The sequence below is a fragment of the Qipengyuania vesicularis genome, assembly GCF_019711415.1.
In the GTDB taxonomy this organism is placed as follows: domain Bacteria; phylum Pseudomonadota; class Alphaproteobacteria; order Sphingomonadales; family Sphingomonadaceae; genus Qipengyuania; species Qipengyuania vesicularis.
Genome location: NZ_JAIGNJ010000002.1, coordinates 492,278 through 512,509, shown reverse-complemented (window position 1 = coordinate 512,509; position 20,232 = coordinate 492,278). Strand labels below are relative to the sequence as shown.

General features: G+C 63.5%; 19 protein-coding genes and 2 tRNA genes. 9 read left to right on the top strand and 12 right to left on the bottom strand.

Annotated elements, in window-relative coordinates:
- The first annotated feature begins 5 nt into the window (after window positions 1–5).
- A complete protein-coding gene (locus tag K3146_RS08060) occupies window positions 6–653 on the top strand; it encodes a TetR/AcrR family transcriptional regulator (RefSeq protein WP_221545753.1) in 648 nt (215 codons plus the stop codon).
- Between the two features lie 20 nt (window positions 654–673).
- The gene (locus K3146_RS08055) at window positions 674–937 is read left to right on the top strand and encodes a hypothetical protein (protein ID WP_221545752.1); all 264 of its coding nucleotides are present in this window, start codon (window positions 674–676) and stop codon (window positions 935–937) included.
- A 127-nt stretch (window positions 938–1,064) separates the two neighbouring features.
- Here the strand turns inward: K3146_RS08055 and K3146_RS08050 are convergent.
- Both K3146_RS08050 and sppA read right to left on the bottom strand, forming a co-directional pair.
- A tRNA-Val gene (locus tag K3146_RS08050) sits at window positions 1,065–1,139 on the bottom strand.
- A gap of 70 nt (window positions 1,140–1,209) precedes the next feature.
- On the bottom strand, window positions 1,210–3,090 hold the full coding sequence (sppA, locus tag K3146_RS08045) for a signal peptide peptidase SppA (protein WP_221545751.1): 1,881 nt from the start codon (window positions 3,088–3,090) through the stop codon (window positions 1,210–1,212).
- A gap of 111 nt (window positions 3,091–3,201) precedes the next feature.
- Here sppA and K3146_RS08040 point away from each other — a divergent pair, with 111 nt between their 5' ends.
- Entirely contained in the window at window positions 3,202–4,227 is a 1,026-nt protein-coding gene (locus tag K3146_RS08040) for an aspartate carbamoyltransferase catalytic subunit (RefSeq protein WP_221545750.1), read from the top strand.
- Window positions 4,224–5,453 (top strand): dihydroorotase, encoded by a 1,230-nt coding sequence (locus K3146_RS08035; RefSeq protein WP_221545749.1) that lies wholly within the window; start codon window positions 4,224–4,226, stop codon window positions 5,451–5,453. The genes K3146_RS08040 and K3146_RS08035 overlap by 4 nt, the downstream gene beginning before the upstream one ends.
- A 69-nt stretch (window positions 5,454–5,522) precedes the next feature.
- Here the strand turns inward: K3146_RS08035 and K3146_RS08030 are convergent, their stop codons facing one another.
- Genes K3146_RS08030 through K3146_RS08020 form a run of 3 tightly spaced genes read right to left on the bottom strand, consistent with a single transcriptional unit; the run spans window position 5,523 to window position 8,358 of the window.
- Window positions 5,523–6,848, bottom strand: a complete 1,326-nt coding sequence (locus K3146_RS08030; RefSeq protein ID WP_221545748.1) for an SPOR domain-containing protein — start codon at window positions 6,846–6,848, stop codon at window positions 5,523–5,525.
- Window positions 6,849–6,890: 42 nt separating this feature from the next.
- The gene (locus tag K3146_RS08025) at window positions 6,891–7,604 is read right to left on the bottom strand and encodes a hypothetical protein (protein WP_221545930.1); all 714 of its coding nucleotides are present in this window, start codon (window positions 7,602–7,604) and stop codon (window positions 6,891–6,893) included.
- 31 nt (window positions 7,605–7,635) lie between these two features.
- The gene (locus tag K3146_RS08020; protein ID WP_221545747.1) at window positions 7,636–8,358 is read right to left on the bottom strand and encodes a ParA family protein; all 723 of its coding nucleotides are present in this window, start codon (window positions 8,356–8,358) and stop codon (window positions 7,636–7,638) included.
- 279 nt (window positions 8,359–8,637) lie between these two features.
- Here K3146_RS08020 and K3146_RS08015 point away from each other — a divergent pair, with 279 nt between their 5' ends.
- The 3 genes from K3146_RS08015 (at window position 8,638) to bfr (ending at window position 10,793) form a co-directional block, all read left to right on the top strand.
- Window positions 8,638–9,912, top strand: coding sequence for a DUF418 domain-containing protein (locus tag K3146_RS08015; RefSeq protein WP_247711124.1), 1,275 nt, complete (start codon window positions 8,638–8,640; stop codon window positions 9,910–9,912).
- A 70-nt stretch (window positions 9,913–9,982) separates the two neighbouring features.
- Window positions 9,983–10,177: a (2Fe-2S)-binding protein gene (locus tag K3146_RS08010; protein WP_221545746.1), complete on the top strand. Its 195-nt coding sequence runs from the start codon at window positions 9,983–9,985 to the stop codon at window positions 10,175–10,177.
- Between the two features lie 124 nt (window positions 10,178–10,301).
- The gene (bfr, locus tag K3146_RS08005) at window positions 10,302–10,793 is read left to right on the top strand and encodes a bacterioferritin (protein ID WP_221545745.1); all 492 of its coding nucleotides are present in this window, start codon (window positions 10,302–10,304) and stop codon (window positions 10,791–10,793) included.
- Here bfr and K3146_RS08000 read toward each other — a convergent pair.
- The 5 genes from K3146_RS08000 to K3146_RS07980 form a co-directional block, all read right to left on the bottom strand.
- On the bottom strand, window positions 10,790–11,002 hold the full coding sequence (locus K3146_RS08000; RefSeq protein ID WP_221545744.1) for a hypothetical protein: 213 nt from the start codon (window positions 11,000–11,002) through the stop codon (window positions 10,790–10,792). The two genes, bfr and K3146_RS08000, sit on opposite strands and share 4 nt — an antisense overlap.
- Window positions 11,003–11,132: 130 nt before the next feature.
- Window positions 11,133–12,911 (bottom strand): tetratricopeptide repeat protein, encoded by a 1,779-nt coding sequence (locus K3146_RS07995; protein WP_247711123.1) that lies wholly within the window; start codon window positions 12,909–12,911, stop codon window positions 11,133–11,135.
- Window positions 12,912–12,987: 76 nt separating this feature from the next.
- Entirely contained in the window at window positions 12,988–13,476 is a 489-nt protein-coding gene (locus K3146_RS07990; RefSeq protein WP_221545743.1) for a DUF2721 domain-containing protein, read from the bottom strand.
- Window positions 13,469–14,908: a ribosome biogenesis GTPase Der gene (gene der, locus K3146_RS07985; protein WP_221545742.1), complete on the bottom strand. Its 1,440-nt coding sequence runs from the start codon at window positions 14,906–14,908 to the stop codon at window positions 13,469–13,471. The genes K3146_RS07990 and der overlap by 8 nt, the downstream gene beginning before the upstream one ends.
- A gap of 215 nt (window positions 14,909–15,123) precedes the next feature.
- Window positions 15,124–15,420: a DUF3297 family protein gene (locus K3146_RS07980; RefSeq protein ID WP_221545741.1), complete on the bottom strand. Its 297-nt coding sequence runs from the start codon at window positions 15,418–15,420 to the stop codon at window positions 15,124–15,126.
- 153 nt (window positions 15,421–15,573) lie between these two features.
- Here K3146_RS07980 and K3146_RS07975 point away from each other — a divergent pair.
- Together K3146_RS07975 and tig are read left to right on the top strand one after the other, a co-directional pair.
- A tRNA-Leu gene (locus K3146_RS07975) sits at window positions 15,574–15,658 on the top strand.
- A gap of 60 nt (window positions 15,659–15,718) precedes the next feature.
- Window positions 15,719–17,278, top strand: coding sequence for a trigger factor (gene tig / locus K3146_RS07970; RefSeq protein ID WP_221545740.1), 1,560 nt, complete (start codon window positions 15,719–15,721; stop codon window positions 17,276–17,278).
- 74 nt (window positions 17,279–17,352) lie between these two features.
- On the opposite strand, the gene K3146_RS07965 is transcribed toward tig, so the two are convergent.
- Both K3146_RS07965 and K3146_RS07960 read right to left on the bottom strand, forming a co-directional pair.
- Entirely contained in the window at window positions 17,353–18,717 is a 1,365-nt protein-coding gene (locus K3146_RS07965; protein ID WP_345724004.1) for a cation:proton antiporter, read from the bottom strand.
- A gap of 6 nt (window positions 18,718–18,723) precedes the next feature.
- Window positions 18,724–20,211 (bottom strand): amidase, encoded by a 1,488-nt coding sequence (locus K3146_RS07960; protein ID WP_221545739.1) that lies wholly within the window; start codon window positions 20,209–20,211, stop codon window positions 18,724–18,726.
- Window positions 20,212–20,232 lie beyond the last annotated feature (21 nt).

Here is a 20,232-nt window from a genome sequence, read left to right as displayed (position 1 = left end):
GGGACATGGCTGCAAGCGCACCCGATGATCGCAAGACGCCGCGCACCGAGCGCGGACGCAAGACCTTGCGCAAATTGCTGGATGCGGCCGCGGTCGAGTTCGGAGACAATGGCTTCCACGAGGCGTCGATCAGCTCGATCACGCGGCGCGCAGGCGTGGCGCTGGGAAGTTTCTACACCTATTTCGACAGCAAGGACGAGATCTTCCGCGCGCTCGTCGCCGATATGAGCGAGGCCGTGAAATCCGCTGCGCGCGACGCGATCGAGCCGGAGATGGACCCACTGGAGATCGAACGTGCGGCGCTAGAGGCATTTCTTCTGTTCGCCGGCGATCACAAGGAAATCTACCGCATCATCGACGAGGCTGAGTTCGTCGACCCCGATAGCTATCGCCAGCACTATGAAACGGTGGGGGAGCGGATCGTCGAGCGCCTCCAGAAGGGAGGGGCCACTGGCGAGATGCGCCAAGGACTGGGCGAGATAGAGGCCTGGGCCCTAATGGGCATGAACGTCTTCTTGGGGCTGCGATACGCGATCTGGCGCCAGGCAGGTGATCCAAGCGCCAGCGAAGTAGCGAGAATGGCCAATCGCATGCTCGAAACGGGTATCGGTAACGGCGCAGACCAGGGAACGCTTGCCGCTCCAAACCGTTGATCGGTCAAAGGAGATTTCACATGATTGGCAAGATTATCGGCGCTTATGCAGGCGACAAACTGGCGAAGAAGGTCGATGGTTTCGGCATCGGCGGTGCTGGAGGAGCAGCGCTCGGCGTAGTTGCCGCCAGCGTCCTGCGCAGAATGAGCCTCCCGGCCATGCTCGCGCTTGGTGCAGGTGGCTACGTGGCAAAGAAGATCCTCGACAAGAAGGGTAACGAAAGCGCGCCAGTAGAAGAGGATGCGACGGCCGAGACATCCACCAGGAAGGCCAAGGCTGCCTGATCTGCGACAGATCTGAAAGTTATTGAGAGGCCGTCCCGATCGGGGCGGCCTTTCCGTTATCGGTTGGAGTCGCGCACGCGCAAATCCTCTCCCCCGCCCAGGGCGACCAAAGCAATGAGGTGAGAAATGGTGGGCGCGGCAAGGATTGAACTTGCGACCCCACCCGTGTGAAGGGTGTGCTCTACCACTGAGCTACGCGCCCGCCCGATGCGGCGCGTGAGCGCCGGGCAGGGGCGCGCCTTTACGCGGCGAATCGCCCCTTTGCAAGCGGATCAATCGCCGAAAAAAGCCGCCAGTCTCGAGAGGAATCCATCAAAGCTGCGGGTGCCGTGCGCCTCACTTCGCGCGGGGGAGGGGCAGGTAAGGCAATAGGCCTGGGCACCCTTCGTCGCGAGCAGCCGCTGCACATCGCCGAGCATCATCGCAATGCCGGCCTGCTCGCGTTCGGCTAGCATAGCGAAGACGTCGCGTCCTTCCGCTTCTTCCTCGCCGATCAGCCAGCGTTGCAGGATAGTATCGGTCGTGCTGCGCTCGTCACCCAAGTAGAGCGGCGACCACTCGCCCTCGGATAGCTCGGCCTGCCCGGCAACCCATTCCAGCGCTTCTTCCATGCCGCCATATTCATCGACCAGCTGGATCTGGCGAGCCGTCCCGCCATCCCACACACGGCCCTGTCCGATGCGGTCGACCTGTTCGGTTGAAATGCGTCGTGCCTTGGAAACACGATTGAGGAAATCCCGGTAGCCGTTCTCGATAGAGGCCTGGAGTATCCGGTCGACCTCGGGCGTGAAGCCGCCGATTGGATCAGGCTGGCCCGAAAGCGGACCTGTCCGCACGCCATCGCTGGTCACACCGATGCTGGCTGCCGCATCCTCGAAGCTGGGGATGACGGCGAAAATGCCGATCGAACCGGTGACGGTGTCAGGCTCGGCGAAAATGCGGTCCGCCGGGGTTGAGACCCAGTAGCCTCCGCTTGCCGCCACATTGGCCATCGACACAGCGATGGGTATGTCGCGCGCCTTGTGACGCAGGATGGCAGTACGGATTTCCTCGCTCGCCAACACCGAACCGCCGGGCGAATCCACCCTCACCACCAAACCAGCCAGGTTGCGGGAGAGGGCTTCGTCGAGTAGCTGCGCGATTCGCGTCCCGCCTGCCGTACCCGGCCCCGCTTCGCCATCGACGATCTCGCCAGCGACAGTGATGACGCCGATCGCGCGACCGTCGCGCGGCCACGGATTCTCGTCGAGCCACGCAGCGAGCGGTGTCGAGGGGAAGGCGCCCGGCTCATTGCTCCAGTCGTCCTTGCCCACGAGTTCGGCAACACGCTCCTTGAACTCGACGCGTGTGCCGAGTTTGTCGACGAGACCCGCGTTGAGCGCGGCGACCGCGAAATCGCCATTCGCTGCTTCGACCCAGCTGACCGGATCCTGGCTCACGAGATCGAGATCGGCTGCCGGGCGTGCCTTCTTCACATTGGCCTGCCATTCTTCCCAAAGCGCACCGTAGAGGGCCCGCGCGTTCTCGCGCGCCGGTTCGGACATACCGGTTTCGGTCCAAGGCTCCACCGCACTCTTGTAGGTACCGACGCGGTAGACGCGCGCCTTGATGTTGAGCTTCTCGATCAGGCCAGCGTAATAGCGGCGATGTCCGCCGGGCCCGGCTACGAAGGCTCCGCCCAGGGGATTGACCCAGACTTCGCTTGCATGCGCGGCAAGGAACACCCCGTCGTCGGCATATGCCGTAGCGTAGGAAAGCACGGGCTTTTCGGCCGCTCGCACGCGGTCGAGCGCTTCGCCGATATCCTGCAAATGGACCTGACCTGCACCGAGGAAACGATCGAGATCGAGGACCACTGCGGTGATCCGTTCGTCCTTCGCCGCAGCATCGAGCGCGCGAACGACATCGCGCGCCTGGTGTTCGGCAACCGGCGCACTGCCTGACAGGAAAGCGTCGAAGAAATCGACCGGCGTGCGCTCTTCAACGACGACGCCATCGAGTTCCAGCAATAGTGCCCCTTCGCGCACTTGCGATGGACCTGGACGCGCGGTCAGGATCGCGAACAGTACGGCGAAGAACAGCAGCATGAACAGCAGAACGAGGCCGTCCTTGATACCGACCAGCAGACGCCAGACCTTGCCTGCGAAATGCATGAAAATACTTCCCCTGAAATGTCTTGATCTCCAACCTAGGGAGCGCGGTGGCATTGCGCCACAGGAATATGCTTGAGGGGTTGAAACCAGTCGACTAAGGGCGTGGCTTTAATGGCAATGACGGACACCTCGCCTCATGCGGCCCGCTATCCGGCGGGCGCGCAGGCATTTCCGCACCGCGACCTGCTCGGCATCGGGCAGCTCGAGCGGCACGAAATCCTTTTCCTGCTCGACGAGGCGGAACAATGGGTGGAGCTCAACCGCCAGCGCACCAAGCATGTCGATGCGCTTGCCGGTCTCACGATCATCAACGCGTTCTTCGAAAACTCGACGCGCACGCTGTTGAGTTTCGAGATCGCTGGAAAGCGGCTGGGCGCGGATGTCGTCAACATGCACGCTGCGCAGTCCAGCGTGAAGAAGGGCGAGACGCTGATCGATACGGCGATAACGCTCAATGCGATGCGCGCCGATGCAATCGTGATCCGTCACGGATCGAGCGGGGCAACCGGGCTGATCGCGGACAAGGTCGATTGCCCGGTGCTCAATGCAGGTGATGGCCAGCATGAGCACCCCACCCAGGCTTTGCTCGATGCGCTGGCTCTGCGGCATGCCCTGCGCGAGCGAGGCGAGACGGCCAACGACTTCACCGGTCTGACCGTCGTGATCTGCGGCGATATCCTGCACAGCCGGGTGGCGCGTTCGAATCTGCTGTGCCTTCAGGCTCTGGGCGCCACCGTCCGCTTGTGCGCCCCGCCTGCGCTGATGCCCGCCGGGATCGAGGCGATGGGGGCAGAAGTCTTCCATGATTTCGACGCGGCACTCGACGGTGCTGACGTAGTGATGATGTTGCGCCTCCAGACCGAGCGGATGAGCGGACAGTTCATTCCCTCGGCACGCGAGTATCACCACCTCTACGGCCTCACCAAGACGCGGCTGGCAGGGGCCAAGGATGATACGCTGGTGATGCATCCCGGCCCGATGAACCGCGGCGTCGAGATCGACAGCGAAGTGGCCGACATGATCGATCGCTCGATCATCACCCGACAGGTCGAGATGGGCGTGGCGATCCGCATGGCCTGCCTCGATGTGCTGACCCGCCGCGCGCGAGGGGTCGCAGGTTGGGGAGACGCGGCATGAAGCAGTCTGCTCCGGTGACGATCAGCAATGCCCGCTTGGTCACGCCCGATGGCGTGCACGATGGTGCCTTGACGATAGAGAATGGCAAGATCGCCTCACTTGGCGACCTAGCTGCAGGTGAAGGTGAGACATTCGATGCCAAGGGGCAGGTCCTGGCACCCGGACTGGTCGACCTAGGCGTCTTCGCGATCGACAAACCCGCCTTCCATTTCGGTGGGATCACGCGCGCAGCGCTGATGCCGGACCAGTCGCCGCCGCTCGATCTGCCGAGCCGGGTCTCGTACATTTCAAAGAGCGGCAAGCCCGATTTCTGGGTCCACCCATTGGCTGCAGCCACGCGCGGCCTTGAAGGCCGGGAAATCGCCGAAATCGCACTCATGCGGGATGCCGGGGCGAAGGGGATCGCAACGGGCCGCCAGTGGATTGCCGATAGCGGCGTGATGCTGCGGCTGCTGCAGTATGCCGCCATGCTCGATCTTCCGGTCATCGCCCATGCAGAGGACGCTGCGCTGGTCGGCGACGCGGTTGCGACAGCTGGCGAATATGCGACCCGACGTGGGTTGCCCAGCGCGCCCGCCGAGGCAGAAGCGATCGCGATCGCGCGCGATCTTGCGCTGGCGGACCTCGCCGGTGCGCGAATTCATTTCCGCCAGGTTACGACGCGTGCGGGCCTGGAGTTGATCCGCAAGGCAAAGGCCTCGGGACAGTCAGTGACAGCCGGCGTCACGCCCGCCCATTTCATGCTCTCGGATCTTGCAACCGCCGATTTCCGTACCTTCGCCCGCCTTTCACCCCCGCTGCGGAGCGAAGATGACCGGCAGGCCGTGCGCGAAGCCATCGCTGACGGCACTATCGACGTGGTCTCGAGCGGTCACGATCCACGTGGTCCGGAAGACAAGCGCCTCCCCTATGCCGATGCAGAACCCGGGATGGCGGGAGCGGAGACGCTGCTCGCCATGGTGCTCTCGCTCGTGCTCGACGATGTCATTGACCTGCCCCGGGCCTTCGAATTGGTTTCGACCAATCCGGCAAACCTGTTCGAAGTGAAGGCGGGTGTGCTCGCCGAAGGATATGAGGCCGATCTCGCGCTGGTCGATCCCGACAAGCCCTGGGTGATCCAGAGCGCCCGTATGGCCGCTACGGCTGGCAACACGCCGTTCGATGGACAGCCCACGCAAGGTCGCGTCACCGCGTTGTGGAAGGGCGGGGCGAGGATCGAGCTCTAGCGCAAAGAAAAGGCCCCCGCCGGACGAATCCGGAAGGGGCCAGGCTCGGTGGTAATGTCGACGCGAATATTACCGCGCAGCGACCCGTACAACTGAATCGAGCTGACCCGGGAGCGGGTTGCTCTGGGCGTAGGCGATGCAGCCGCCGCCCTTGCCCTTGACGCTCGAGCACATCGAGCGGGCCGAATCCTTGGCGTAGTTGGCAGCAGCTACACGGTAGTAGATCTTGCCATTCACGCGCGCCTTGCTGATGACGCGTTCTGCGCCTTCGAGCTCGGGATACATCGCCTGGAACTGGCGCCAGCCTTCCAGCGCGTCTTCCATCGTGAAGTAGGAGCCGAGCTGGATGTTGTAGTCACCCTCTGCCAGCGAGAGGCGCGGGGCAGCTGCGGCAGGCTTGCGTTCTGCCGAAGCAGCAACCGGAGCCGGTGCCTTGGCAGGTGCGGCGACCGGAGCGGCGGCCTCGGCCGGTTTCGGCTCTTCGGCCAGCGCGGCGATCACGACCGGCTGCGGCGCAACCTCGTCCTCGACCAGCGCGGGATCGTCGAGATCGATCTTGATGATCGGTGCTTCTTCGGGCTTGGTAGCCGGCAGTTCCTCGGCGAACGCAAAGTCCGGTGCCGGTTCTTCAACCGGGTCGGCCTCGAGTGTTTCCGCTGCGAGCATGTCAACGCTCGGATTGTTGTTCAGTGCGAGCTGTGCCGGCTGACCCTGGTCTTCTGCGATCTGGACGCCAAGCAGGCTGGCGACACGGACGCGGAAATATTCGGGGCGAGCAAGCGCGCCCCATTCGGCCATGCGTTCACCAACCTTGTCGGCCGGAACGTCCTCGGAAACCATGATGCGGGCTTCGCGCCACTGGCCGCTCATCGCATAGGCATAGGCAAGGTTCTGGCGAACCTTGGCCGTGTTCTGACCGCCGCGAAGGGCGTTGGAGAGAACATGCACGCCGCGCTGCGGCTGGCCGGCGAGTGCGACTGCGAGGCCGAAATCTGCCGGGTCGAGAGCGGCTTCATGACGTTCGAGAGCATAGATAGCACCAGCGCGGTCGCCCATGCCGGTAAGGGCGAGCGAAAGGCTGACGACCGTGCGCGGCGAGGTATCGCCGAGATCGATGGCGTCCTGGAAAGTCTGCGCAGCCGATGCGAAGCGGCCCGCTTCGAGGTAGGCATTGCCCAGCAGCGTACGCGAATAGGCATCGCGCGGGCTGGCGAGAACGGCGGCCTCGGCGTGGGTAACGGCCTTGTCGGCCTTGCCCTTCTTGAGCGCGACCTCGGCCTTGCTCGAGCTTTCGCTGAAGGACGGTGCCACCTTGCCGGTGCAGCCGGCCAGAGCCGTGGTTGCAAGCGCCGTGGTAACGGCGAGCCTGACAAAGGTGTGGTTCCTGGTCGTCATTTTCTTACCCCTTAGGAAGGCGATCCCACGTCCTCGTAAGTTCTAGTTGGCTCCGCGCTGCACCTGGGCAGCGAGAGCGGCGATTTCCGGCATTTCGGCCAAGAGGCCGTCGAGAGCATCGGTCACCAGTTGCTGGGCGCTGCTGCCGCGAACGGTGCAGGCGAGGCGCAGCATCAGGTGACGCTCCTGATCGAGACGCAGCGTGAAAGCCGCGCGCTTGCCCTTGGCGACCGCCTTGCTGCGGGTCGGGGCAGGCTTGAGATTTTTGGGTAGTTCGACCTTGGCGAACGCTTCCGTGTCCTCTTCGAGGTCGTCTTCATTGTCGGCCTGGACCGGCAATTTCCCGTCGAGCTTGTCGGCAATGCGATCGAGCGATTCGCGGACCTGGTTGGACGCGCTGTTACCGTCCTTGGTCTGGAGCGGCGAAATCGGCACGACGCGATTGTCGTCTTCATCGGCGAACGCATCCTGCGCATCGCGCTCGTCGAGCGGGGGGAGGGCAGGCTTCTTGATCAAGCCCGATTCGGCAAGCGAACCGGAAGTGGGCGAGGATGCGGCTGCTGCCGGTGCCTGCTCGAACTGCGGTGCGGGCGCATCTTCGCCCATGTCGTTCCAGCCCAAATCCTCGAGGTTTGCGGCCGCGGCTACGCCGTCGACCGGCCCCAGTGCTGCTGATTGCGGACGCATGGCAGGCTTGGCGCCGCCCTTGCGTGCAAGCAGGGTCGAGGAGAGGGATGCGAAATTGGCGTCTGACATCCGGCTGGCCTCCGCCTTTCCTTAGCTGCTCTTACTGGGCGACCCGACGGCCGAAGCCACCGGCGGGACGATGGGCACCGGGCTGCGCCACAGCGGATTGCTGGTTGGGCGCGGCAAAGACGGTACGGCGGAACTGCTTTTCCAAGCGATCCGAGATGTATTTCCAGAGAGCGGTGACCTCGGCAGCCGAGCGGCTTTCCGGGTCGACCTCCATAACCGTGCGACCGTCGATCATCGAAGCGGCGAAGTCGGTGCGGTGGTGAAGGGTGATCGGAGCGACGGTGCCGTGCTGCGAGAGCGCGACGGCGGCTTCCGAAGTGATCTTGGCCTTGGGCGTGGCTGCGTTGACCACGAAGATCAGCGACTTGCCAGCGCGTTCGCACAGGTCGACCGTTGCGCCGACAGCACGAAGATCGTGCGGGCTCGGGCGGGTCGGAACCACGATCAGCTCGGCAACCGAGATGACCGACTGGATGGCCATGGTGATAGCCGGCGGCGTGTCGATGACGGCGAGCTTGAAGCCCTGCTGGCGCAGTATGGCAAGGTCGGCCGCGAGCCGGGCAACAGTGGTTTGTGCGAAGGCGGGCAGTTCCGCTTCACGTTCGTTCCACCAGTCGGCGAGCGACCCCTGCGGGTCGATATCGATCAGGACAACGGGTCCGGCGCCCGCACGCTGGGCCTGAACGGCCAGATGTCCCGAGAGCGTGGTTTTACCCGATCCGCCCTTCTGTGATGCCAAAGCCAGTACACGCAAGGCTAGGTCCCCCTGTAGCGCCTGTGTCAATCAATCATGCCGCGTCTTGCGGCGGTCTCGTTGAAGGGGGATCGCAGACTACCACTAATTTAGGGTTAACAACGCGAAACAATTGAACCCGGGTGGGGTGGCGAGCCGTCGATCGGCGGGAGGGGGAGGTAAGGGCGGTGAACCGGTCGAATCCCCACGAAAGGTGTGAGTTTCTCTGTCGCTGATTGTGGCGCAAGGGCTTCCGCAGGCTAGGTCGGCAAGCCTGTTTGGGTAGAAATCGGGACGAACATGGATGATTCGAGAATAGCTGCGCAAGAATGCCCCCGGCCAGCGGCGCTGGAGGGCGGCCGGATTGCGAGCCTCGACTTCATTCGCGGGATCGCGGTGATGGGCATCCTGGTGGCCAACATCATGTCCATAGGCCAGCCCCACCCCGCCTATGGCTATCCGGGGGCCTTCACGACGGGCCACTCGCCAAGCGAAGACTGGATGTGGGTCGCCCAGTTCATACTTGTGGACGGCAAGATGCGCGGCCTCTTCGCGATCCTGTTCGGGGCCGGCCTCTGGCTATTCCTCGAGAAGGCGTGGGAGAAGGGCGCAACACGTATGCTCCAGGTCCGGCGGCTCCTGTGGCTGGGCCTGTTCGGTCTGATTCACTTCTATTTCGTGTGGAGGGGAGACATCCTCTTCGCCTATGCGTTCTCCGGGGTAGTTGCAGTGTTCCTGCTGCTCGACCTCTCGCCGAAGCAGCAGATCGGCCTCGCCATGGTGGGGTATGTCTCGGGCGCCATCTACTTCGGCTCGACGATGGGATTCGTGCAGAGCGTGGTCGACGGTCCTCCGCCCGATAGCGCGGCACTGCAGCAGGTGAGGGCGGAATTCATCGCCGGAGCAGAGGCCGATCTGGCCGATGGTCAGGACGAGGCAGCGATACTGCAGGACGGCAGTTACTGGGACTTCGTCGGGCACAATTTCGAATGGCACGCATGGGATCCCACAATCGAGTTCACCGAGTTCCCGTTCGAAATCCTTCCTCTCGTTCTGTTGGGGATCGCTCTCTTTCGCTTAGGTCTTTTCACCGGGGACTGGTCACCGAGTAGATTGCGCCGGTGGGGTGGGAGTTTGCTCATGGTTGGAGCGATACCCACGGCTTGGATTGCGCTGGCGACCAAGGCTGGAGGGTATACCTACTACGGAACCTACGCCGCGCTTGTGGGCTGGTCGCATCTTCCGCGCCTCGCCATGACGCTTGGTTTCCTCTTTCTGCTCGTCCTCTGGGCGCCAAGAGCCGGAGGATGGCTCGGGAAACGTGTCGAGGCGGCCGGTCGCGCGGCTTTCACTAATTACCTCGGCACATCGATCGTCATGCTGTTGGTATTTGGAAACTGGGGCCTCGACCTGTTCGGACGGTTGGGGCGTAGCGAGCTGTACCTCGTAGTCCTGCTCGCCTGGTCGATCATGTTGGGCTGGTCGAAACCCTGGCTCGACCGCTTCCGTTACGGGCCACTCGAGTGGCTGTGGCGCTGCCTGACCTATGGTCGGATGTTTGCCCTGAGGCGGTGAAGACTTGCTATTGAGAATAATTCGCATTACATCTGCTCTTGCGAATCAATCGCAAGGGAAGTCGAAGCGCATGTACGTCTGTATCTGCAACGCCATCAGGGAAAGCGATCTGCGCAATGCCGCGCGCCGGTGCCCGGGCGATGCAGAAGCTTGCTACTCCGCCTTGGGCAAGCGTCCAAATTGCGGAACGTGCCTCGCCGATGCCGATGCAATTGTCTTCGAAGAGCGCGAAATGGCCTTCGAGCCGACCACCGTCGCAGCCTAGTTCCCGCTACTGAAAATCGCTCGCAACTGTCGGATTTCCGCCATTTTTCCGCCTTTCCACCCTTGTCGCGAGGAATGCCGCGGCGCATAAGGCGGCGACTCGAATTGCAGCGGAGATAAGCGCCATGAAGGGCGATCCCAAGGTTATCGATTTCCTCAACAAGGCGCTCACCAACGAGCTTACCGCGATCAACCAGTACTGGCTGCACTACCGTGTCCTCGCCGATTGGGGCGTGACCAAGCTGGCCGAATATGAGCGGCATGAATCGATCGACGAGATGAAGCATGCCGATGTGCTTGCGGAGCGCATCCTTTTCCTCGGCGGCCTTCCGAACTTCCAGGCGATCCACAAGCTCAAGGTCGGAGAGACGGTCGAGGAAATCCTCAAGGCGGACCTCGCGGTCGAAATGGAGGCGATCCCGCTGCTCAAGGACGCGATTGCCCACTGTGAAACCGTGCGCGACTACACCAGCCGCGAGATATTCGAGCGCATCCTCGAAAGCGAGGAAGAGCATGTCGACTTCCTCGAGACCCAGTTCGACATGATCGAGCGGATGGGCCTGCAGAATTACGTCCAGCTCAACTCGAAGGCCGCCGGAGAGGGCGAGGACGGCTAGTCCGCCACGATCTCCCAGAAGGTCGCGTGATCGCCGCCGTGCTTGGTCAGGCGTCCGAGCCTGCGTTCACCCTCCCATAACTCCGCGCTACCATTTGCCACGTTGATGTCGGCGACGGCGAGGGCGGTCTGCACGTCGAGCGCCTCGATCAACAGCGGGCTACCGTCGGCCGAATGGCGTTGCTCGAGCGCCAGGTGAATGCGTGGCATGGGGTCCTCCTACTGTCCGCCTTCCATGTTTGGCCCGCAAGAATGAACGGTGAGCAACCGTCCGACTAAGGTCTTGCCACAGGCACGCCCTGACCGCGAATTGATGTGCATTCGCGACGGGACGAGCGTGCTAGAGCCGCTCCATCGAGAGCCATGCCGTGTCGCCCTGCCAGATCTCCTCCAGTTTGGCCTTGGCGGCCTTGGCTTCGACCCGGTTTCCGGCTGCCGCCTGTGCCTTCGACAACCCGTAGAGCGCCCAGCCATTGTTCGGGGCCTGGAACAGCGCCTTGCGGAACGCGGCGACGGCTTCTTCGTGACGGCCCAACTTGTACAGCGCCGCGCCGCGCGATTGGGCGACTGGATAGTACCAGAAGGGCGGCTCCGAATAGGGAATGGTCGCCTCGATGCTCTCCGCCAGTTCGAAGTAACGGACAGCAGCCGACGGATCGCCCGATGCGAGCGCCAGCCGTCCGCGTGCGGCAAGGCCGGCCAACTTGACGAGATCGGGTGCGGGGAAGAATTGCTCCGTCATCGCCACGACATCGGGCGCCTCGATCAGCGCATCGATCTCGGCAATCGTCGCTTCGGCAGAAGCCTCGTCCCCGGCCAGCGAGTGACCCACAGCGCGCGCATAGAGGCGCATCGCATCGACATAGGCGAGGTCGGTCTTCTCCTTGGTCAGTGCCAGGATCGCTTGCGGCGAGCCCGAATGCGCCAGGGCGAAGTGGGGCGCGGCGTGAATCGCCTGCACCCATGCGAGCTCTCGCGCGATATCGGCGTCGAGGATGGCCTCAAGACGCGCCGTTTCGCTAGCGACAGCCTGCATGTTTCCCACCATCAGCGCGCTGACCAAGAGGAAGTGGACGTTATGCGGGTAGTAGCCGTAACGGTAGAGCGCATCCTCCGGTGCACTTGCCAGATAGGCCTCGTCCGCGCGAGCTGCGGCGATGTTGGCTTCGATCGAATCCGCGTAGCGCCCGATCCGGTAGTAGATATGCGCGGGCATGTGGACGAGGTGGCCGAGCTTGCGCGGCCCGCTCCTGTTGAGCTCGTCTGCCGCAGCTTCGGCCCGGCGCGGGTCCGGGCCGTTCTCGAGCAGGTGGATCAGCAGATGCGAGGCCTGCGGATGCTGCGGATTGCGCGCGAGCACCGTCTCGATGCGCGAGACCGCCATGCCGATGCGCGGCTGCGGCTCTTTCTCCGCCGTCCAGTAATTCCACGGCGTCGTGTTCATCGCCGCCTCTGCCGCGAGGATCTGCAAGTCGTCATTCCCCGAGTTCGCATCGGCAAGTGCCGCCATGGCGTCGGCATATTGCGCGTTGAGCGCGGCGCGGTCGCCTTCGAGCGCATATCGCTGCTTCTGCGCCGCGATGATCGCGCGTTCGGTCTCGCTCGCACTCGCTGCAAGCTCGGTCGCGCGCTCGAGCGCGGCGAGGGCATCGCGGTTGGCCGCGTCATCCATCCCCGCATTGATGTTGGGACCATTGGCGAGCGCGACACCCCACCAGCACATTGCGCAATCGGGGGCGAGGCGGGCTGCCTCGCGGAAACTGCGGATCGCGGCCTTGTGGTTGAAGCCGTATGTGAGCGCGATGCCCTGATCGAAATAGCTGCGCGCCTCTCCGGTGAGGCCCGTCGCTGGAAGGTCGTAACGACCGGTGTCGCCGATCAGCCCGATAGCCGCCGAAGTCGCCAGCTGGCCCGCGCCGAAGGAGCGGGCGAGCGCGAGGCGCTTGTCGAGCGCGTCGGCACCGGTGAAGAACCCCCGGCAGGCGTTGCGGCCAGGCAGGGTGGGATCGAGCGCGGCAAGCTGCGCATCTGAAAGCGCTGCCGAGGTCGGCGTGGTCATCGAGCCGGACAAGGCAAGCGGGGCGGCAAGGGCAAAGCCCAAGGTAGCGGCGGTCTTCATGGATTTCTCCTCCTCCGCGACCCCTAGGATCTTGTTTTTCTTTGGCTCCTAGCACCCCGGAGCCGAGTCGGCCAAATCAGGGCCCGAACTTGCGCTCGTCCATGCGCTCGCGATTGCGGCGTGCTGCCACTCTTGTTTCGAGTAGGAAAGAGGCGAGGCCCGCCATCAGCAGGCCCATGGTCAGCACCCATGCAAAAGCAACCAGCGTGCCGAGCGGCGCCTTCACGAATGCGCTGACGAACAGCAACATGATCACGATGCTGATCGTAAAGGCGGCCGCCGTGCTCAGCATCACCGCGCGCTGGGCGTGGATACGCCGTTGCTCCAGAGCAGGCAGCTCGACAAGGAGATCGTTCGCCTCGTCTCCGTCGCTCGCCTTCAGGATCCGCTCGATCTTGTTCGCGACCCAGATCAGGCGGTTGGTCATGACGTTCATGACCGCACCGATCCCGGCGAGCAGGAAGGCTGGCGCCATGCTCAGCTGGACGACATTCTGCACCCGGATCGACGAGCTGGTCCGCTCGAGCAACTCGATACCGGGAATCAGCAGCAGGGCGTCAATCACGGCCTTCCCCGCCGCTGAACTTGCCGCCACCTCCGCGGTTGGAATCGTAAGGGTTCTTCGGGCTCTTCAACACCACGCGCACAGGAACCGCATCGAAGCCGAGCTTGGCGCGGATACCGTTCACCAGATAGCGTTCGTAGCTCTTGGGCAGATCGTCGAGGCGCGTCCCGAACACCACGAAGCGCGGCGGGCGCACGCTAGCCTGCGTGATGTAGCGAAGCTTGATCCGGCGGCCACCCGGTGCGGGCGGCGGATTGGCGGCCAGCGCATCGTCGAACCAGCGGTTGAGTGCCGCAGTGGGGACGCGGCGGCTCCAAGCCTCGCGCAATTCGAAGGCGGCGGAGAGCATGGTGTCGATGCCCTTGCCGGTCTTGGCCGACACGGCGAACAGCGGCACACCGCGCACCTGGCTCAAGCCTTCGTTCAATGCCTCGCGGATGCCGTTGAACAGCGAGGAGGCGTTTTCGGCGATATCCCACTTGTTGATCGCAACCATCAGCGCGCGACCTTCTTCCAGCACCTGGCTGGCAATCTTGAGATCCTGGTGCTCCAGCCCCTTGGTCGCATCGAGCAGAAGTACCACGACTTCGGCGAAATCAACCGCGCGCCGCGCATCGGCGACAGAGAGCTTTTCGAGCTTGTCGACAACCTTGGCGCGCTTGCGCATGCCGGCGGTGTCGATCAGGCGGATCTCGCGCTGCTCGTTTGCCTTGGGGTCGAACCACTCCCAATCGACGGCAATCGAATCGCGCGTGATGCCGGCCTCGGGGCCAGTCAGCAGGCGATCCTCGCCGAGCATCCGGTTGATCAGCGTAGACTTGCCCGCATTGGGTCGCCCGACGATGGCGAGCTTGAGGGGGCCAGAGAGGTCTTCCTCGTCGAGCTCCGCTTCGAGCTCGGCAGCGGCTTCGGCGGCTTCCGCCTTCGCGCCGATGATCGGCCACAATCCGCTGAACAAGTCGGCAATGCCTTCACCATGTTCGGCGCTGATGCCCATCGGCTCACCCAAGCCCAGGCTATAGCTTTCGAGAATGCCGGGTTCTGCCGCCTTGCCTTCTGCCTTGTTGCAGGCGAGCACGACGGGCACATCCTGCTGCCTGAGCCAGCGGGCGATCTCCTCGTCGAGCGGGGTGATCCCGGCGCGCGCATCGACCACGAACAGCGCGGCATCGGCGCCTTCCAGGCTCACCTCGGTCTGCTTGCGCATCCGGCCGGGCAGGCTGTCGGGGTCTTCGTCTTCCCACCCCGCCGTATCGACGATGGTGAATTCCAGACCTGCGATTTCAGCATCGCCCATGCGGCGATCGCGCGTCACCCCCGGCTGGTCGTCGACCAGCGCAAGCTTCTTGCCGACAAGCCGGTTGAACAGCGTCGATTTGCCGACATTGGGTCGGCCGATGATGATGACGGTGGGTTTCGCAGTATCGGTCATGGTCTCGCCTTGCGGGCAGGTGGGCGATTGCCGGGGCTTTGGCAAGGGCGCGGGGGTGTTCCAACAGGATGGAACAGATGGAACACGGTCCTGAAAAGAAAAACGCCACCGGGCATCTGGGTGCCCCTGGCGGCGGAATTGCTTGGGTTTGGGCGGCGGGGCAGGCTCATCTCATCGGGCCTGCCACACCTGCCGCGAAGTAGGAAAGCGGCTGCTCAGCCGGCCTTGGCGACGGGCGGATTGTCGCCAAGATCTTCGAACCATGCTTCGACAGGGCCGTTCAACTTCAGCGTCAGCGGATTGCCATGACGGTCCACGGTCTTGCCTGCCTGCACGCGCACCCAGCCTTCGGAGATGTTGTACTCCTCGATATCGGTGCGAACGCGGTCCTTGAACTTGATGCCCACGCCGCGCTGGAGAACGTCGACGTCGAAATGCGGGCTCTTCGGGTTCACCGAGAGCTGCATCGGAGGGGTCTGGGGCTTGTCGCTTGCGCTGCTATCTTCGCTCATGGCGCGCGCCTCTACTGCGGTCGGGCACCACCCGCAAGACTTCCTGTCGCAAGGCTTGTGCGACGCGCTTGCCCTTTTGGTCTCATCCGACTAGAGGCACGCGCCTATATGCGCGGCGGGCGACCGTCGGCGCACAGCCCCGTTTTGCGGTTTGCGGGCGTGGCGGAATTGGTAGACGCGCTGGTTTTAGGTACCAGTATCGAAAGATGTGGGGGTTCGAGTCCCTTCGCCCGCACCAGTTTCGCCCTCACGCAGGCCTCTTGCACCGACAGACAGTAAACTTACGAGTTCCAACCCCATGCAGATCAAAGAAACCGCCAACGAAGGCCTCAAGCGCGCCTACGCGATCACCATCAAGGCCAAGGAAATCGACGAGCGTGTCGATTCGGAGATCAAGAAGATCGCCCCGCAGGTGAAGATGCCCGGCTTCCGCCCCGGCAAGGTGCCCGCGAACCTGGTGCGCAAGATGCATGGCGAACAGCTGCACGCGCAGGCCGTGAACGACATGATTCGCGAATCGGTCGACAAGACCATGGCGGACAACAAGCTCAAGCCGGCGATGCAGCCGAAGGTGGAGCTGGGCGAAGGCTATGAGGAAGGCAAGGACGCCAGCCTGACGATCGAACTCGAAGTGCTCCCCGAAGTCGAGACTCCGAGCACCGACGATATCAAGATCGAGCGCCTGACCGTTCCCGTCTCCGACGAGGAAGTGATGGACGCGATCGGCAAGCTTGCCGAGAACAACAAGAGCTACAAGGACGCCGCGAAGAGCAAGAAGGCTGCCGAAGGCGACCAGCTCATCATCGATTTCGTCGGCCGCGTCGATGGCGAGGAATTCGAAGGTGGCAAGGCCGAGGATGCAGCACTGGTGCTCGGCTCGGGCATGTTCATCCCCGGCTTCGAAGACCAGCTGACGGGCGTGAAGACCGGCGATAGCAAGACCATCGAAGTCACCTTCCCCGAAGATTACCAGGCGACGCATCTCGCTGGAAAGAAGGCCGAATTCGACGTCACCGTGAAGCAGGTGAAGGTCGAGGGCGACACCAAGATCGATGATGATTTCGCCAAAAACTTCGGCCTCGACGGTCTCGACAAGCTGAAGGAACTCCTGCGCGGCCAGCTCGAGCAGGAAACTGCCGGTCTCACCCGCACTCAGATGAAGCGTTCGCTCCTCGACCAGCTCGCTGCCGGTCACGACTTCGCCGTACCGCAGGGCATGGTCGATGCGGAATTCGACCAGATCTGGACCCAGCTCCAGCAGGAAGCCGCTCGTTCGGAAAACCCCGAAGAGATGCTGAAGGAAATGGACGCCGAGAAGGACGATTATCGCAACATCGCCGAACGCCGCGTGCGCCTCGGCCTGCTGCTGTCGGAAATCGGCCAGGCAAACAATGTCCAGGTCACCTCGCAGGAAATGAGCATGCTGATCCAGCAGGCGGCACAACAGTACCGCCCCGAAGATCGCGAACGGTTCATCCAGTACGTCCAGCAGGAGCCGATGGCTGCCGCACAGCTGCGCGCCCCGCTTTATGAAGACAAGGTCGTCGACTTCCTCTTCGACAAGGCCGAGATCACCGACCGCGAAGTGACGCGCGAGGAACTCGAAGCAGCGATCGAGGCGGAAGAATCCGAAGACGCCAAGAAGCCGGCGAAGAAGAAGGCTCCGGCCAAGAAGAAGGCGCCTGCCAAGAAGGCAGCGGCGAAGAAGTCCGACGACAAGAAGGACGAGAAAAAGCCTGCCGCCAAGAAGGCCCCGGCCAAGAAAGCTGCGCCGAAGAAGGCTGCCGAGAAGAAGCCCGCAGCCAAGAAGCCGGCTGCAAAGAAGGCTCCGGCAAAGAAGGCCGCTGCGAAGAAGTAATTTCGCGCAGGTCTTTCGGGATCAGAAGGGCGGCGGGAGCGATCCTGCCGCCCTTTTCCGTTCTGGCTCGACTTCTATTCGGGCTTGGTCGCCGGCTCGATGGCCAGCTTGCGGTCGTCAGGAGCGAGGCAGGCCATTTCCTCTTCCTCGCCCGCGTGGATATGGGCGCGCTTGCGCTCGACATGGGCGATAAACGGTCCGGCAACGATGCCGTGCACGACGATCGACAGCAGGATAGTGAAGCTGGCCGTGGCCCACAGCACGTCCAGCCCCTCGAATTGCGCGTGGTTCTGGCCATAGGCGAGGTAATAGATCGAGCCCATGCCGCGCACGCCAAGGAAGGCTACCGCCAGCTTGCCTACCAGCGGCAAGTCGCAATGCGCCTCTGCCAAAAGGCCGGCGAGCGGCCGGATCGCGAATACGAGCGCGATGCCCACGAGCGCGGCGGGGCAGGTTAGCGAGGCGAGCACGCCGCTGGCCAGCATGGCGCCGAAGCCGAACAGGACCGCGACCAGCACGATTTGCTCGATCTGGTCGATGAAATGGTGGCTTAGCTTGTGATAGCGGCTGCGGTTTTCGCGCTGGCGGGCAGTCACCGCGCCCACGAATACCGCGATGAAGCCATAGCCCTCGGCCAGTTCGGCGAGGCCGTAGGCGAGCAGGAGCGTGCCGAGCACGATCAGCCCCTCGCTGGTCGAATATTTCGGCTGGTCGGCGCTGTCGCCTTCCTCGATCGCTTTCATCGGGGCATCGGCTTCGCGTTCGAATACGTACCACGCGCCCGCGCGCCCGACCGCCCAGCCGACTGCGACGCCCGCAGCTATTCGCCACACAAGGTCGAGCGCGATCCACTCGATGGTCCACATGCCGAGCGAGGTCATGCCGACCGCGGCGATGGCGAGATAGGTGAAGGGGAAGGCAAGTCCGTCGTTGAGACCCGCCTCTACCGTCAGCGAGAAGCGAACATCATGGCGCTGGTTGTCGCCCGGCGGCCCGACCTGGACGCTGCGTGCGAGCACAGGATCGGTTGGCGCCATCGCCGCCCCCAGCAGCAGAGCGCTCGCTACCGGCAGTCCCAGTGCCCACCAGCCGAGAAACGCGACTGCCGCGATCGTCAGCGGCATGGCGATCACGAGCAGGGGCCATATCTGACCCCAGTTTTTCCAGCTCACCGGCCGGTCGATCGCAATGCCGGCTGCGGCCAGCGAGGCTATGACGATGAACTCGGTGACATACTCCAGCGCCAGCGCATCGAACCCGTCGTAGGTCGGGTTGATATTGGGCAGCTCCATCGGCAGCGAATAGAGCAGATATCCCGCCGCCACATAAACGATCGGCAGCGAGAGCCAGAAGCGGGCCAGCCATTTCTCCAGCGTCACCGCCAGGATCAGGCCGAGCCCGAATATCACGAACATCAGGATGCGCGGATCGAACTCCACGCGCTATCAGTCCGCCTGCTGTTCTTGCGGTGACCAGGGCTGGAAATCGGGCTCGGGCAGTTCGGCGCTGCGCACGCGCTCATAGGCGGCGCCCAGTTGCAGCACATCGAAATCGGCCCATTTGGCGCCGAAGAAGCTGATCCCGACCGGCAGGTCCTCGATCGCGCCCATCGGCACGGTGAGGTGCGGATAGCCCGCTATGGCCGCAGGCGAACCGAAGCCGACGCTGCCATTGAAATTGTCGCCATTGACGAGATCCGTGGTCCATGCGGGGCCACGCGTGGGCGAGACGAGGAATGCGACATTGTTCTCTGCCATCAGCATGTCGAGCGTCTCGGCGCCCGCAATCCTCACCCCGGCTTCGCGCGCTGCCTCGTAAGCCTCGCGGTCGGTGGTTTCCTCGGCCTGTTCGAAGAGGCTTTGCCCGAACCAGCGCATCTCCGCTGCAGCATTGGCCTCGTTGAAGGCGATGAGGTCGGCGAGACTGCGCGGGGCGTCTTCGGCCGGAAGGCTGGCAAGATACTTGCCCATCTCGTCACGCAGTTCGAACATCAGCACGGTGAAGCTGTTCGAGAACATCTCGTTGTTCACTTCGAACTCGATATCGACGAGTTCGGCCCCCGCTGCTTCGAGATCGGCGAGGGCGGCGTTGAATACGGCCTTCAGATCGTTCCGATTGCCTACCTGGTTCCGCATGACGCCGATCCGCACGCCTTCGAGCGAGAAATCGCCAAGCCCGGTGTGATAGTTCTCGCGGCGCGGGACACCGACGGTCGCGCTGTCCTGTTCATCCTCACCGGCCAGCGCCGTTACAAGAAGCGCGGCATCGGCCACGGTACGGGTCATCGGGCCCGCGGTGTCCTGTGTGCTCGAGATCGGCACGACATGGCGGCGGCTGACCAGCCCGACGCTCGGTTTGAAACCGACGATGCCGTTGATGCTGGCGGGGCAGGTGATCGAACCATTGGTCTCGGTGCCGATAGCCGCCCAGGCCAAACCAGCTGCCACCGCGGCCCCGCTGCCCGACGACGAGCCGCAGGCGTTGCGATCGGTGGCGTGCGGGTTGCGTACCAGCCCGCCCACTCCGCTCCAGCCGCTGGTCGAATTGTCGTCGCGGATATTGGCCCATTCGGACAGGTTGGTCTTGCCCAAGACCACGCCGCCGCTAGCCCGCAGGTTCGCAATCATCGGCGCATCACGACCGGTGTTGTTGTCTGCCAGGGCCAGGCTGCCTGCCGTCGTCGGTAATTCGCGCGTCTCGATATTGTCCTTCACCAGCACCGTGCGCCCGGCGAGCAGCGTGCCTGCAGCCTCTGCCTCACGCGCCTCAGCAGGGGCATCCGGATTGACCGAGATAACCGCGTTCAATTCCGGTCCCGCATCGTCGAGTGCGGCGATCCTGTCGAGATATGTCTGCGCGTCCGCCTCCGCCTGCTGGGCAAGCGCTGATGTCGAGGCGAGGGCGAGGGCGAGCGGGAGGGTGCGGATGAGCATGGGCGCACACTGCCACCGTCC